This is a genomic window from Aquimarina aggregata, assembly GCF_001632745.1.
Classification (GTDB): Bacteria; Bacteroidota; Bacteroidia; order Flavobacteriales; family Flavobacteriaceae; genus Aquimarina; species Aquimarina aggregata.
Map to the genome: position 1 here is coordinate 1 of NZ_LQRT01000007.1, position 15,550 is coordinate 15,550.

At 30.9% G+C, this 15,550-nt stretch carries 17 protein-coding genes and 1 pseudogene; all 18 read left to right on the plus strand.

The annotated features are described in order from the left end of the window. Positions 1-141: 141 nt before the first annotated feature. Positions 142-492: a hypothetical protein gene (locus AWE51_RS09615; protein WP_157766056.1), complete on the plus strand. Its 351-nt coding sequence runs from the start codon at positions 142-144 to the stop codon at positions 490-492. Positions 493-794: 302 nt separating this feature from the next. Beyond that, on the plus strand, positions 795-1,352 hold the full coding sequence (locus tag AWE51_RS09620; protein ID WP_066312748.1) for a hypothetical protein: 558 nt from the start codon (positions 795-797) through the stop codon (positions 1,350-1,352). A 145-nt stretch (positions 1,353-1,497) separates the two neighbouring features. Further along, positions 1,498-2,214: a hypothetical protein gene (locus AWE51_RS09625; RefSeq protein WP_066312752.1), complete on the plus strand. Its 717-nt coding sequence runs from the start codon at positions 1,498-1,500 to the stop codon at positions 2,212-2,214. Positions 2,215-2,402: 188 nt separating this feature from the next. Continuing rightward, on the plus strand, positions 2,403-2,870 hold the full coding sequence (locus AWE51_RS09630) for a hypothetical protein (RefSeq protein WP_066312755.1): 468 nt from the start codon (positions 2,403-2,405) through the stop codon (positions 2,868-2,870). A gap of 6 nt (positions 2,871-2,876) precedes the next feature. Beyond that, positions 2,877-3,356, plus strand: a complete 480-nt coding sequence (locus AWE51_RS09635) for a hypothetical protein (RefSeq protein ID WP_157766057.1) — start codon at positions 2,877-2,879, stop codon at positions 3,354-3,356. A 234-nt stretch (positions 3,357-3,590) separates the two neighbouring features. Further along, positions 3,591-3,965 carry a hypothetical protein gene (locus AWE51_RS09640; protein ID WP_066312757.1) on the plus strand — a complete coding sequence of 125 codons (375 nt, stop codon included), beginning with the start codon at positions 3,591-3,593 and terminating at the stop codon, positions 3,963-3,965. Between the two features lie 183 nt (positions 3,966-4,148). Further along, on the plus strand, positions 4,149-4,655 hold the full coding sequence (locus AWE51_RS09645) for a hypothetical protein (RefSeq protein WP_066312758.1): 507 nt from the start codon (positions 4,149-4,151) through the stop codon (positions 4,653-4,655). A 201-nt stretch (positions 4,656-4,856) separates the two neighbouring features. Beyond that, a complete protein-coding gene (locus tag AWE51_RS09650; protein ID WP_066312759.1) occupies positions 4,857-5,423 on the plus strand; it encodes a hypothetical protein in 567 nt (188 codons plus the stop codon). A 240-nt stretch (positions 5,424-5,663) separates the two neighbouring features. Beyond that, complete coding sequence (locus tag AWE51_RS09655) at positions 5,664-6,755, plus strand: serine hydrolase domain-containing protein (protein WP_066312763.1); 1,092 nt, start codon at positions 5,664-5,666, stop codon at positions 6,753-6,755. Between the two features lie 58 nt (positions 6,756-6,813). Further along, positions 6,814-7,332, plus strand: a complete 519-nt coding sequence (locus AWE51_RS09660) for a hypothetical protein (RefSeq protein ID WP_157766058.1) — start codon at positions 6,814-6,816, stop codon at positions 7,330-7,332. 305 nt (positions 7,333-7,637) lie between these two features. Beyond that, a pseudogene (gene mltG, locus AWE51_RS26985) lies at positions 7,638-8,665 on the plus strand (endolytic transglycosylase MltG). Positions 8,666-8,755: 90 nt separating this feature from the next. Beyond that, on the plus strand, positions 8,756-9,556 hold the full coding sequence (locus AWE51_RS09670) for a hypothetical protein (protein WP_099098780.1): 801 nt from the start codon (positions 8,756-8,758) through the stop codon (positions 9,554-9,556). Between the two features lie 98 nt (positions 9,557-9,654). Further along, a complete protein-coding gene (locus AWE51_RS09675) occupies positions 9,655-10,182 on the plus strand; it encodes a hypothetical protein (RefSeq protein ID WP_066312772.1) in 528 nt (175 codons plus the stop codon). Between the two features lie 196 nt (positions 10,183-10,378). After that, positions 10,379-11,284 (plus strand): TolB-like translocation protein, encoded by a 906-nt coding sequence (locus AWE51_RS09680; protein WP_066312782.1) that lies wholly within the window; start codon positions 10,379-10,381, stop codon positions 11,282-11,284. 239 nt (positions 11,285-11,523) lie between these two features. Next, positions 11,524-11,958 carry a DUF1801 domain-containing protein gene (locus AWE51_RS09685; RefSeq protein WP_066313102.1) on the plus strand — a complete coding sequence of 145 codons (435 nt, stop codon included), beginning with the start codon at positions 11,524-11,526 and terminating at the stop codon, positions 11,956-11,958. Between the two features lie 162 nt (positions 11,959-12,120). Next, on the plus strand, positions 12,121-13,500 hold the full coding sequence (locus AWE51_RS09690; RefSeq protein WP_066312785.1) for an AraC family transcriptional regulator: 1,380 nt from the start codon (positions 12,121-12,123) through the stop codon (positions 13,498-13,500). 220 nt (positions 13,501-13,720) lie between these two features. Further along, complete coding sequence (locus tag AWE51_RS09695) at positions 13,721-14,458, plus strand: hypothetical protein (RefSeq protein WP_066312794.1); 738 nt, start codon at positions 13,721-13,723, stop codon at positions 14,456-14,458. Between the two features lie 195 nt (positions 14,459-14,653). Beyond that, positions 14,654-15,373, plus strand: a complete 720-nt coding sequence (locus AWE51_RS09700) for a hypothetical protein (RefSeq protein ID WP_066312797.1) — start codon at positions 14,654-14,656, stop codon at positions 15,371-15,373. Positions 15,374-15,550: the final 177 nt, after the last annotated feature.

Sequence of the window (15,550 nt, forward strand, 5' to 3'; positions counted from 1 at the left end):
ATTTTTAATTTGGCTTTTAAAAAGAGAAAAAAAATAAAAACAAAAAATAAAAATTCGGCTCTGTGTTAATCCGAAAAATTAGTGTCTTTTTGCACGCTACGTTTCATACACAACCCGTTAGCTCTAATTTAAAAAATGACGTTGAAAAACAGAATAATAATCATCCTATCGATTGGAATTATAACCATTTCGAAATCTTTTGGGCAAAATAGTCCTAAACAACTTGGAATAGATTTTTTTAATGCTCTAAAGTCTAATGACTCAACTAAAATTATGAAAATCATTCCTGAGCCTGAAACCTTGATTGAATTTTCAAAGAGTATCGGAATTAAAAGAAATAAAAAAGAGATAACTGAATTCTTTACTAAATATCCAAACGAAGTAAAACAATTCATAAATCGTTTTGAAAATCTAAAAGATTACGGAATTAAGCTTGGAATTGAATTGGAATTTGCTGAATTCAAAGATATCGAGATAAATACACGTGAATAGCAAATAAGTGAAGAAGGCAAAACTATTCCAGTGACGGATTTGAATGTGATTTTTAATTATAAAACTAAATCATATCGTTTAATATTAAATTCCATTTTTGAATATAATAAGGTTTGGTTTTTAGCAGGAGATAAACCAAGGCTTGAAAAATATTAAAAAAACTACAACTAACACCATGTATAATTCATTGCTAGTACTCGCCTACTCAAGAAAATCCTCGCGGATTTTCTATTCGGTTTGTATTTGCTATTTTAATTACTGAAACACGCTATGAAATCATACACAAACACGTTGGCAAACATATGGAAAGACACTTACTAACTTCAATCGGAATTCTAATTTTAATGGTTTCTTGCAAACAAAAAGAAACTCAAAAGATTGAAATTCTCGAACAAAAACCAACGACTGAATTAAACGCAGAAACGGAAAAAATAGCTGAGGAAATTCTTATTCCTGAACAATATTTTGAAAATGATAGTTTACGAATTTTACTGGAATCCGATTTAGAAAAACTTACTCTAAACCCAAAATTTGATTTAAAAACTGAATCGAGAATAAACACACACGACGAAACAATAACTGATACAGTTAAAACACAGACTTTTGACAAAACAAAAATTTACTCTTACCAAGCTAAAGACAAAGAATGGATTTATTCTGCAAAAATAAGGAGTTCAGAATTTAAGTTTTTAAAATCTATCAAAATTGGAGTTAATAAAGAATCTCTTGAAAATATATTGAAATCGGAATTAAAAACTGATTTAATCAAAATTGGAGATTTAGAGAATACATCCGTTTTCATTTTTACTTTTGAGAATGACACACTGAAAGCTATAGATTATCAAGGTTGGGTAGATTAAAAAATACGATTTGCCAACAACGTGTATAGTTCATTGCTTCTGACATTTCCTTCGGAAAGTCCTTGCGGCTGAACAATGAGTCGTTATTTTTTCCTAATTTAGTATAAGAGCAACGAAACCACACACAAGACCGTTGTACTTAATTATGAAAAAACTATTATTTATTATTATTTTATTTTTCTTATCATGTAATAATGATAAACCCAGAATTGGTGTAATTGAAGAAAGGGATTTAACTCAAACGCAAATTGACTCTATATTAAATGAGTATAATTTTGTGTACTCAGATTTGACGTTTATAGATAGTACTAGTCAGGTACTATTGCCAATAACTACTCAAAAAAATTATGAAAAAAGATATAGTAGTTATGAATATGAAGCAGAAGATTACCCTCGTTATTGGAATATTCTGTTCTTTAATAGCGATAATGATACAACCAATTTATTGATAAATTCCAAAATTCGTATCGCGGACTTTGAGTGTAACATTAAAAATTCGGGTCCAATATTAAGAAACCGTATTTTATATAAAATCGGCGACAAGGATTATAATAAAGACAAAAGACTTAATTATGAAGACCCCCTGCATTTATTTATTTCAAAAATTGACGGAAGCGAATTAGTTAGACTTTCACCATTAAATGAGAACTTAGAAAGTTATAAAATTGTTCCAAAAACGGACAAAATAATTTTTAGAACTAGTAGGGACATTGATTCAGACCTAAATTTTGATAAAGATGATGAGCTCATTTGGTATCAAATTGACTTGTCTGAAAAGAATTCTCTAAAGGAAATCGTTAATCCTGCTAATAGAAAGTTGATTGAAAAACTATATTTCGAACAATGGCTCGTGAAGGAATAACTAAGTACAACACAACCTATAAACAATACGGGTTCGGGCAAAATCTTTTGGATTTTGCTCTGGACAGGAAAAAATAAATCAAAACCAAAAGATCTCGCTATGTGCGTGGCGGAAAGCAAACGCCAGTTTGCTCCCGTACTGTTCATAGCTCAACCGTTGTACAACATAAACCAATTCTCTTAATATCAATGAAAGGAAACAGCTATGCTCCAGATGAAACAATAATTAAACTTTCAAGAACAAAACTGTTAACAGAAAATATTTTATGGAGCACCTTAATGATTGTTTGTCTTTATTCTGCTTACTTTAACCTTTACGGATTAAGATATTTAGCATTATTACTATTTTTTTTGTTTCTATATGGAGTTTATCAAAATGTAAAAAAAGCTAAAAAAGAACCTAAAATTCAGTTGAGACTATCCAACAAAGGATTGATTTTAAAAAACGGATCTTTTATTAACTGGTCCGAAATAAAAAAAATGGAGGTGATTGTTAAACCAAATTATTCATCTTCAATTCAACAGGAATATCTTGTTGTAAACACAAATAAAGACAAAACGGAATTTTATATTAACGAATTAAATATTAGCTCATTAAGATTGGAATATTTGATTAAAATTTATAGAAAAAGGTTTGATAAAAAACAAAACAATTAAAAAACGTTGCACGACATTTGCCAAAAACATAAAATGAAACCTGAAACAGCTAAAAATATTGGAATAAAAAAAGCTTTGCAGTCTGCAACAATTGGAATCTTAATCGCGCTTCTTTTTATGATCTTACTTGCTGGTGGTAGTTTTCAATGGATGTTTGACTGGAATTACTGGATAAATATATTAATCGGAATTGGAATTTTTTACGGACTTGCATACTGGTTCGGGAAAAATGCTGGGTATGAAATTTTGATTAAGAAAAAAGATTCTGATAAAGTCCGAGCAAAATACGGATTTTTGACTTTGATAATAACTGCTTTTCTTGTTGGATGGACTGGATTTGTACAAGAGGGAATGGAACCTTACGATACTTTTTGGGACTCGTTTGAGGATTATATTTTTAAACCATTCTTTTGGATAACATTAATTGGCTTTTTGCCTGCAATTTTAGTCGGAATCGTATTTGGAAAGTGGATTAAAAAAAAGTAAATAAAAATGTTGTATAACAATGGCTGTAAATAATTGCTTGAGTATAGTAAGTGCTAATCGGAATATTCTCCGAATATTCCTCGCTCTGTGCCTTTTTGCTAACTTAGTACTGTTAAGTAACTACCCATAGCCGAACCGTTACCACACACCTAAGAAATATAACGTTTGAAAATAACTTTTAAAATAATAATTCTGATATTCCTCCTATTTGGTTGTTTAAATCCAAATCGAAATTTGATAGCAGTCGAAAATGACTATGAAATTGATTTGACTGAATTGGACTCTGTTCGAGAAAATCTAAATGGATTTTGGATTCCAGAAAATGATCGAAACGGACAAGAAATCCTGTGGCTAAATTTTGAATCAAATAAGGATTTAACCGACTGGGAAACTATACCCTATACTGACGAAATAAAGCAAACGGAAATATTACCTTATAAATCTTGTCCAACAATTGTTACTTTGATAAAGGTAAATAAGGAAGTTCAAATGCAATTCGTTTCATTAGATGGACAAGACACAACAAAAATTGATCAACTGACCAAAACGAAATTTAAGATTGGCGGAACTACATACTTGAGACACAAAGGTTATGAGTTCCTGAAATAATAAACGTATGGTATATATATGTGATCATAGCAGCTAAAGGGCTAAGCGGATGATCTGGTTATTTTGGAGTGGTGCAGCACTCGCAATAAAGAAAAGTTGGCAATCACTGCGCAAAAAAAAGAAAAGCAAGGTAACAATTTGCTCTGCTATGACACATATATTTAACGTTACCCAATATTATAAATGACTGAATTCACTCCACCAATATCTGAACGTAAAACTGAGGAGTTAATTGAAATTGTATACTCAGGCAAAGAGTATTGGAATGAAGAAGCTATTCGGCAATCAAAACTGGAACTTGAAAAAAGAAATGTTTCTAAAAAAGAGCAAGAAAAAGTAATTTCTAAGTGGGAAAAAGAAGTAGATGATTATATTGTTGAACTGAAAAACACTTTAGAACAAAATAAATCGGAAGGATACTCTATTCTAAGAATGTTATCCATTTTTGCGGTTGCTCCTTTTATCCTTGTTGGTAAGTGGACTGTCGGTAAAGATCTTATCGAATTACGGAATGAAAATTTTAAACTAAAATTCAAACAACGGCTTATTTTACTTTTGACTGGAACTTTATTTTGGATAGGAATTTTTATTTACGGATTTAATGCATCTGAAAAAGAAAGGTTAAAGCTCTCTCATGAAGAAGAAATTGAAATATCTGACTGGAAAAAGAAACACGGATATGAAAAATAAACATTGGGTAACAACACCTATGCGATAATGCCGGGTTTGGGTTTAATCGAAAGGTCATTATCTATTTGGTTTGTCGCCAAAGTATTAATTTTAGTATTTAGAAAAAATAAAAACAAAACATAAACTTTGGCTTAGTGCTAGTTCGAAAACCAGTGATTTTTTTGCTCCCGCACTACGCATAGTTAAACATTATTCTATATTATGAAAAAAATATACATACTAATATTAATACTTGTATTAAGCCCATCATTTTCTTTTGCATGTAGTTGTGATTGGGGAGGGAATTTTATTAAGGCTGCGGTATATAGTGATGTGATTGTAAAAGCAAAAGTGATTCAATTTAACTTTCACCTTCCTAATGGTAAAGTATATACAAATCAAGAGGAACTTAATAAATATCTTTCAGCGAATCCAGATTTCCGACCAATCAATATAGGAGCCTCAATGCTAGTTGAGCATATTGAAACAGTAAAAGGAATTGAACAAAGAAAAAAATTCGAAATTTATGGAATGAGCGGATTAGATTGCAGGCAAAGTCTTCATATTTTTGATATTGGAAAAATATATATCTTATCAATTGACAGAAGTAAAAAAACTAAATATACTCCTCCAAATGAAGATGAAAAAGATTATATGATTGGAGGTTGTTCTGAACATTCTCTTGAATTTATTCCTGCTAAAAACAAAGTGAGAGGTTACATCAAAGGACATTATTCAAGACGACTGATAAATTACGATTATAAAAAGCTTTTGAAAAAAGTAACATAGACTAACACCATATAAGTGGTCATAGCAGTTAGGTGATCGATCGAATGGTCAGCGTATTTTTGTTGTGGCGCAATGCTTACAAAAAGGAAAAGCTAGCAACCAATGCGCAGTTTTTGTCGAAAATAGGGTAACAATTTCCCTTGCCACGACAAATATATTAAACGTTGTGTGTAATTCTGAAAAAAATAAGTACAAAACAGTAACAAACAAATTTTTAATTTGTCTTTAAAAAAATATTTTATGAGAATTAAAAGGTTGTTCAAAAAAATTATTGCTGTTTTATTATTGCTAGTAACTTCTGTATTAGTTTATAGCCTTATTCCTAGGGTGCGCAATATTGATCCTGAATTTCAAACAGAATTGGAATATGGGGAACCGATTGCTAAAGAAATCAAAGATATTTTAACACCAAAAGAAGAACCAGAGAGAATAAGATCTATAGTTATTCTTCAAGATGAAAAAGTAGTTTACGAATACGGTCCAACAGATAAAATTATGAATACGGCTTCCATACGTAAATCCATTCTTGGACTATTATATGGAATAGCAGCTGATAAAGGGTTAGTTAATATTAATAAGACCCTTACTGAACTTAAAATTGATGAATCAACGCCTCTAACGAATCAAGAGAAAACAGCTACCATAAAACATTTGCTGATGTATAAATCTGGAATTTATTTACCATCTCAAGGAGAGCATGATTCACAGATAACTGATAGACCCATAAGAGAAAGTTATAAACCTGGTGATTATTTTTTCTCAAATAATTTTGATGCCAATGCTTTAGGTACAATATTTATGCAAGAAACTGGAATCTCCATCGGAAAATTCATGGAAGAACACCTAGCTATACCAATGGGGTTTCAAGATTTTTCAAAACAAAATGTAATAGTTGGAGATCCTTGGTTTTGGCCAAAAAAAGAATCAAAACATGAACAATATTATATTTATTTAAGTACAAGAGATTTAGCTAGAATTGGTGCTATGGTAGCAAATGGAGGCCATTGGAATGGAAAGCAAATAGTATCTAAAAAATGGATAGCAGAAAGTATAACATCCTACAGCAACCTTAAGAAAAATCGTATAAATTATGGACGTTATGATGGCTTCGGTTATCAGTGGTGGATTTCATCTAACACCAAAACCGTATGGGCAGATGGTTATGGAGAAAGGTTTTTGATAATAAACCCAAATCGAAATTTAACTCTGGTAGAACAGAATTTCACTGGTAATTCTTTTTTGTCTACAGGATTATGGTTAATGAATAAAAATATGGATTCAGGTTTAGGAAATTTAATTAAAGTACATCAAATGATTACACTAAAAGAATAAAAACTAAATGGGCATTGTCTTTTTCTACTTTCTAGTTTTGCTTCTAATAATTTCAATCTTGGGTGGAATTATCTATTTAAGTTATTGGATTCCTAAAAAACTAGGCAAAAAGAAACTAGGAATCATTCTCTCACGAATACTGAGTGTTGGAGTAATTCTTCTAATATTATCATTTGTTTTTGATGATATTTTGTTTTTTAAACGGGACGCGAAAAAATATCTCTCTGAACAAAAAATTGAATTGAATGATGATTTCGAAATCTTAAATAATCAAAGTGGTGGAGTAATGGATTATTACCATAGATTTGAATTAGAAATTTCTCAGGTTGACAAAAATCGCTTGATTAATGAAATTAGATCTGCTGAAAATTTTCAGGATTCAGTAATATCCTATTATCATTTACCAAGTTATTTTGACAGATATTCTGGAGAGTTAATAACAGCAAATTATGAAACTGACAGGGAATTTAAAACCGAATTTTATCAGCCTAATGGAAAAGGAATGGCTCCAACGTATAGAATAATAAGTATTTCGAAAATTGATAAAAAACTGACTTTTGAAGATATTATTGAGTAATAAACTACACACAACACCGAGTATGTGATCATAGCTGTTAAGTGATAAACCAAAGGTTCTAGTATATTTGCTATGGCGCAAAGGTTCTAGAGAGAAAAGTTATAAAACCAGCGCAGGTTGTCGATGGCTAGGTAACAATTTATTTTGCTACGACACATATTTATAACGTCGTAAAACATTTTGAAAATAGATAAAGCTCAATTAAAAGATTGAAACTAGTTTAAACCACTAACAAAATAGAAAAATTCCTTTATTAAACTTCGAAATCTAAAATATATTTCCAGATGAAATTGACTCACCCGATAATGGTAATTTTTATATTGGTAATCCTAATTACTGGAGGATTCTCTTTTTGGTTATATAACGCTTTACATAGCCCAATAAGCCATAATTGTGCAACGAAATACATTACAATTGAACAAGGCTCCTCATCGAATAGAATTCTCGAAGTATTAGAAAGAAATAAAATACTACAAGCTCCTCTGGCAACAAAGATATATTTGCGATTCTCTAAAATGGATGATAAGATGGAAGCGGGTGATTACAAATTTCCTTCACCCATCAGCCCTATAGATGTAATAAACCAACTAAAGCAAGGAAAAAAACGGACCAAAACGCTTACTATCCCTGAGGGCTGGACACGGTTTGAGATTGCCAAACGTATTGTAAAAGAGTTTCCAGTAGAATCGTTATTGACTGAAAAAGAAGTTCTGTCGTTGATGGACGATACCAGACTAATTCAAGAGATTGATTCTAAGGCAAAAAATCTTGAAGGCTATCTTTACCCACAACTTATGAATTTAAATACGGTACTCACCCCAAGGATGTAATTGCTAAAATGGTTCAACAATTTAAATCAGTTTGGCAAACAGAATGGGATGGGTTGGCACAAAAGATGGGAAGAACTAAGCGAGAAATTATTATCATTGCTAGTCTCATTGAAAATGAGTCAAAAATAGATGCCGAACGTGGTTTAGTTGCTTCCGTAATTTACAATCGCCTTGAGAGCAAGATTCCTTTGGGTATTGATGCAACAAATGTATACATTGCCAAATTACTCGGCCGTTGGGATGGCATAATTCACAAAAGTGATCTTGAAGTGAATCACCCTTACAATACTCGAAAAGTACTTGGCTTACCTCCTGGTCCAATAAGTTCCCCGAGCAAAACGGCTATTGAAGCGGCTCTAAATCCGGAACAAACGGAAAATCTTTATTACGTGCTTAATGTAGAGGCCAATGACGGGTCACACCACTTTTACCCTAGCGCTACCGAGTTTTCTAAAGGTAAAGCTGATTATCAAAAGTGGTTGGCTAACCAACGAAGAAATTGATTTAAAATAAAAATTTTTGGCTAAGTACTTAATCGAAAGTTCCCTATTTTTAATTCCCGTACTAACTATAGTCGAGCCGTTAGCATACATATGAAAAGAACAATCCTTTATATAATCTTTTTGTCAATAAACATTGGTTTTTGTCAATATCGACAAAAAGCCGGACAACCGTATGCCGAACCTGATTTGTTGATATGGGAGAATGATACAATTCAAATTCAAACTTTTCCTTTATACTGCCTCTCTACATTTGACCAAAAAAATCTTTTCGATAACAAAGAAGCAAAACCTGAATGTTGGGGTTGTTTAAAAAACTATATTGCCGAATGGAAAATTATAAATAGTAAACTTTATTTATCTAACATATACAGTTTCAACTTTAAAAAGGACAGTATAAAAACTGACTTAAATAAACTATTTCCTGATAAAATAAAAAACAATGTGGTTTTAGTAGATTGGTATTCAGGCAATCTTTTTGTTCCAAAAGGAGAACATATTTGGATGAGTCAAAGTCCAGGTTTCCCAATTTACGAATCAGAGTGGAAATTAATTATCGAAAAAGGACAAATTGAAAATATGGAACTTAAAAATGGCAACTATTATAAATCCATTTACACTGAGAGTCCGAAAAACTTAATTGCTTTTATTGAAAATAATTTAGACCAAAAAAGTATAAATGAATTGAAAAATAGAAAGATTTCTATTTATTTAAAAACTGGCAAGTCAAAAAATGATTTTTCTATTTCAAAAGTCAAAGGAATTACCGATAAAAGCTTAGAAAAAAAACTTGTTGAAGTTATAAATAAATTACCCAATTTTGACTATTATTATAGACATGGGGAAGAGTTAAATATCATATTTCTAATAACATTTATGGATAATCGACCTTGAAAAAACAAAATACGTATGCTAACACCGTATAAAAATAATTACTGTTTTAGGCTTAACCAAAGGTCGTTGCAGTTTTGTTACACACAAAACCTCAAAAAATGAAACTATTAATACTCATATCCTCTATATTTATTTATTGTGGTGGAATAAAAGCTCAGAATACGGATTTATATAAAAAGTATAAATACGAAGATTTTCTAAAGGTTAAAACTATTGATAGTGGATATAATTATGTAAAAACAATACACAGAAAAATAAATACTGATTACGACTATAGAAAAAATCAGGATGATGTAATTGTCAGAGTATTATTAATTAATAATGGGGATGATAAGGGAATTGAAATAATACCCATTGACGAAACCAATAATTTTCGAAAAGATATAATAAGGACTTTGATTATAGCGAACGAGAATTTGACAAAAAATGATTCTGAAAAGTATATCACTGAGTTTAATATCACTTATGATTATGAGCCTCATATGGAAAATTGGCAATGGAAAAAAGAACTGCCAAAAATTCGATTACCTCTTTATAAAACCAAAGTAAAAACTGTTACTATAAATTGTGAAGTTGATAAAAAGACTGGAGAACGATTTAGTAAACAAGAGGTAAAAGAAAAGTAAAGTGTGTAACATCATATATTAAATCAGAGTAAAGTTTAGTGTTAGCTCGAAAGGTCTTTTTCTTTTTGCAATGGCGCTAGATTTTTATAAATTAAACAAGAAACAAAAATGCGCAGATAGATCTATTGGTTTAGACATACTTGCCTTGTTCCGATTCATATACTAAATCTTTGCGGTAATTAAAACAAATTAAACTTTGAGAAATCACATAATTAAATTTTCAGTGTTAGCATTCATAATATTATTAAATGCTTGCAAAACTGAAAAACCGAAAACAAAAGAGAATGATTTTTCGACCACGGAAAGTCCTTACCTTGGTCAAAAGCCGCCTGGTTTAATACCAGAACCTTTTGCCCCTGGATTAGTTACAACTTTGAATTGGGAAATTGATGGTGTCTTTACTCCTGACCTTAAAGAGTTTTATTTCATCAGAGAAGTTGGAGAAAAAGAGGAAGATAAAAAAATGGAATTTGTTGTCTTCCAATATAAAAACAACCAATGGCAGGATTCTGTTATATCATCAAGGGTTGGACAACCTTTCATATCACCCGATGGGAAAAAAATGCACTTGGGAAGAAGGTATAAAGAGCGTACTGGTACTGGTTGGTCGGAGATAAAAAAACTCGACACCGTATTTATGAAAATCCCTATTATGAGACTTACCGCGTCGGCTAAAGGAACCTATGTTTTCGATGAGATGTCTGAAGAAGGTCATCTCCGTTACTCTAGATTAATAGATGGGAAACGTGAAGAACCCAGATCATTTGGAAAAGAGATTAATACTGGAAAATCGAATGCCCACCCTTTTATTGCGCCAGATGAGTCTTATATTCTTTGGGATGGTAGACGAGATAGTGGCTATGGTAATGCTGATATCTATGTTAGTTTTCGACAAAAAGATGATTCATGGAGTAAAGCTATTAACCTCGGCGAAAATATAAACACAGAAGCTTCTGAATATGGTGCAAGTGTGACACCTGACGGAAAATATCTGTTCTTTAACAGAAATGTTGGAAAGGTTAAACCAACTGACAAGTACGAGAATACGGATATGTTCTGGGTGGATGCTCAGGTTATTGAAAGGTTAAGGTCTAAACAATAAAAAATAACTACCGCCAACAACGCGTATAAAACATAGCTAAAATGCGATAAACTAATAGTTCTGCTCTTATTTGTAAAGACCACCAAATTTGAAAATTTGGCTTTTAGAATAAAAAGTAAAAACAAAATATAAAAATTCGCCTCTGTGTTTATCCGAAAATTAAGCATCTTTTTACGCCCTAAGTTTCATACACAAGACCGTTGGTAGGTATTGAAAATGCAACTCAAAATAATTACAAAATGGCTAAAAATAAAACCACCGAAACTGAAGTAGACGTCTTTGATTTTATTGAATCATATGTAGACAATGATCAAAAAAAAGCTGATAGTCATAAATTAATCGAATTGATGAGTGAATGGTCAGGTTTTGAACCAAAAATGTGGGGGCCAACAATAATAGGTTTTGGAAGCTATCACTATAAATATGAAAGTGGTCATGAAGGTAATGCTCCTTTGTTAGGTTTCTCTCCCCGAAAAACGCAATTTTCACTCTATATCTATTCGAAAACAGAAAAAAGTGATACTCTTTTGATGGATTTAGGCAAATTCAAAATGGGTAAAGCCTGTATTTATTTTAAGAAACTAACTGACATAAATATTCCAATTTTAGAAAAACTTAGTATGGAAACGATTACATATCTTAATGAACACCATGAATGTGCTTGTAGAAACTAACAATGACCAGCCAACAACATGTATCGTTCATTGCTGCAGAATTTCCTAAACAGAAATTAGCACGCATTAATTATCTTAGCCAACAGCGGAAAATGACTTAGGCCTTTTCTGCAACTAACCATAAACCAACCAGTGCGCGGCATTTGAAAAACCGAAAATAAAATGAATGAAACAAGGCGAGAATACATTAAAAGAATAAATATCGTCTTGGATTTCATAGAAAATAATCTTGACACTAAACTATCACTTGAATATTTATCTAAGAAAGCCCATTATTCAGCTTACCATTTCCATAGAGTATTTTTGACATTAGTAAATGAAAGCTTAAACGAATACGTCAATAGAAAGCGGATTGAACGTATAGCCGCAATTTTATTGGTTAAACCAAATTCTTCTTTAAAAAACCTAGCCTATAAATATGGTTTTAATAGTGATAATTCTTTTTCAAGAGCATTTAAGAAATACTACGGTATTAGTCCAACTAAATTTAAATCCGAGGGAAAAGAATTACTTAGCAAGATTGGTATAGAACCTTTTTCGTCAGAAAAATACATTTGTTCCATTGATAATATTAAACAATGGACTAAAATGAATGCGCAAATAACGATTAAAGAATTACCTGAATTAAAACTTGCAAGTATATCTAATATCGGAAACTTTGAAAAAGCAGGTAGTATGTTTCAAAAATTGATGGAATGGGGACATCAAAAAAGAGTCTTAGACACTTCAAATTTTAAAGCAATAACAATTTATCGCGACAACCCGAATATTACCCAAACCTCAAAAGTGAGATTTAGTGCTTGTGTAACAATATCTGAAAATATAAATACAGATGGAGAAATTAACCAACATAATCTAAAGAAAGGGATTTATAGCATTGGACATTTTGAAATTAAAGCAGAAGAAATTTCGAAAGCTTGGAAAAGTATGTCTATTTGGGTAATTGAAAACGGTTATGAATTTAGAGATGGAGATTATTTTGAGATGTATCATAATGACCACAAAACTCATCCTGAACAAAAATTCATAATAGACATTTGTATTCCTTTGCAAAAGACTGAAAATATTAAACTTGGAGAAATCAACAATCTAGATCTATCAAAATATAAAGACAACTTAGATTATCATCAATTGATAAGCTATATGAAAGAATTGAGGCTCTTTTTTCAAAAAGAATATGATACAATTTTTAAACTCGGAAAGATTTATCAAGGAGCCCCTAATTTTTCTTATTTTTCTCTAACGACAGATGAATTAAAAAAGCAAAAGCTTAAATTCGTTATCATTTTAAATCACAAAGAACTGTATTTTTCGATTTGTTTATCAGGTCAAAACAAAAGCATTCGAAAAAAGTATTGGAAAATTTTTAAAGGTAGCGATTGGAACAAGTACCATTTAGCAGAATCAATTGATAATAGTTTATCAATAATTGACCAAACCATACTAAAAAACCCTGATTTTAATAATAAAAGAAATTTAACTGAACGAATTGAAAAAGAATCACTGAAATTCATAAACGACATAAAAAACATCCTTGAATAAAAACGACCACATAACAATGGGTATAATTAATACGGGTTTTCGTGTTTAATCCAAAGTTTAGCGTAATTGTTAAGGTCCGCCAAACCTTTTGATTTGGCTTCTAAAATGAAAAATAAAACAAAATTAAAAGGTTTGGCTAAGTGTAAGTTGTCAAATTACCACTCTACTACTCCCCTACTAATCATAGTCGAAGCCATTGTAAAACATTTTAACAAAACCTATGAAGAAAATTATAAGCCTACTAATTTGCGTCCTTTTACTTGTCTCTTGCGGAAATAAACATGAAGGAGAAGAAAAACCTAGCTTACTATCTAATTTAATTAACATAACTGATAATGAAAATAATGGAATTGAAGAAATTCTGAATTTTTATGGAGGTCGTTGCGAATATTCTATAGGAGTATCAGCTTCAACAAGCGATGGAACAAAAAAATACTTCGAAATTGAAATGAGTCAAAGTGATGAGATTGAGAAAAGATTAGATAAACCAATATTACCTTCCTCAAATATAGCATACATATTCTACAAGAATCTAAAGGAAGAAAAAAAGAATTACGATGCCATCCACGTAATTCTTGTTTCTAAAAACAATGCTGAACAAGAATTTAAATACCCTATTTCAACACTTGAAAAAGTTGAACAAAGAATGTCTTTGAATGATAAAACCGTGAATTTGCTTAAAGAGAAAAAATTTGAAAATCTAAAAACCATGCTTAATAACGAATTAATTCCCTTTGATAAGAACGAGCTTGTACCACGTTTAATCAAACTTGAACCACAATTTGGAGATATTAAAGAATATCGTTTCTTCGGATTTATGATTGCTCCTTATAAAGGGAAGGATATACTTCACCTGTCAGGAGCTTTATTAAGAGAAAAGCAAAATCACGAATTTAGCATTGATGTGGATTTTAATTCAAATAGAGATGAACTATACCAGCTTCAGTACAAAAAATGATTTGAATAAAAAACGTTTTACGCCAACATATATATGATCCTAGCAATCAAGTCATCAATCGAATGGTTGTCTTATTTTTCATAAGGCGCAATACTTACAAAAAGTAAAAGATAGCTATCAACGCACAAAAAAACCAAAAAAAGCAAGGTAACATTTTGCCCTGCTACAACACATATATTAAACGTTGTCATACATTTGAGAAAAACAATCTACATAACAATAATATTAGGAATTCTGATTTCCTGCAAACACAAAAAAGAACCTAAACAAGCGGAAAATAAACCAGCTGAAAGTCTTGCGTGGAAAATTGATTTAGATACTATTTTGGAAAGAAATAATCCGAAAAGTCTTGATTTAACGATACATCAACTTTTTATAGATACAACACGAAATTCGGAGATTTATGAAAAAGTGATTAACTGGAAACCGAATCGAATGGATAATGACGCAATTTCATATTACGAGAAAGAAATTTCCAAAAAACACAAACCGAATAAAATTTACTTAAAAGGATTTCCGAGACATTGGATTAGTTTAAAAAAGTTAAACAATGAATTCGTGATTTACGAACCTTGTGACGGAAATACGCCATCATACGAAATCAATGAAAGTTCAGTTCTTTTCTTTCATCAACTCGAATCAGATGCTGACTTAATATCTGAATTGAAAAAATTGAGAGAAAACGAAATCGCTTTAGAATTAAATACTATTCCACAAAAAACCAAATCTGAAAAAGCCGAATTAACAATAAAAGCAACTGAATTTAAAAACGTTTATGAATTGACTTATAGTTTTGATAAAGTTGTGAGTAAACAGTTGGTTACGCCAAACTATAAAGCGTCGGAATTTGATATAATTGTAAATAATTGTCCGTCAATGAAAAGAATAGAATTTAATGGATTTGACAAAGATTAGCAGAATAAAAATGCACTGCAACACCGTATGAAATTAATTGCTGGTTTTAGCCTATTTACTAACTTTAGTACTTGAAACACGAAACTAATCTTATACGAAACCATTATATTTAATGTAATAAAACACATTGAAAAAATCTTGGGACAACTTTTTATTCAAAAATTTCGTCTATGTAAG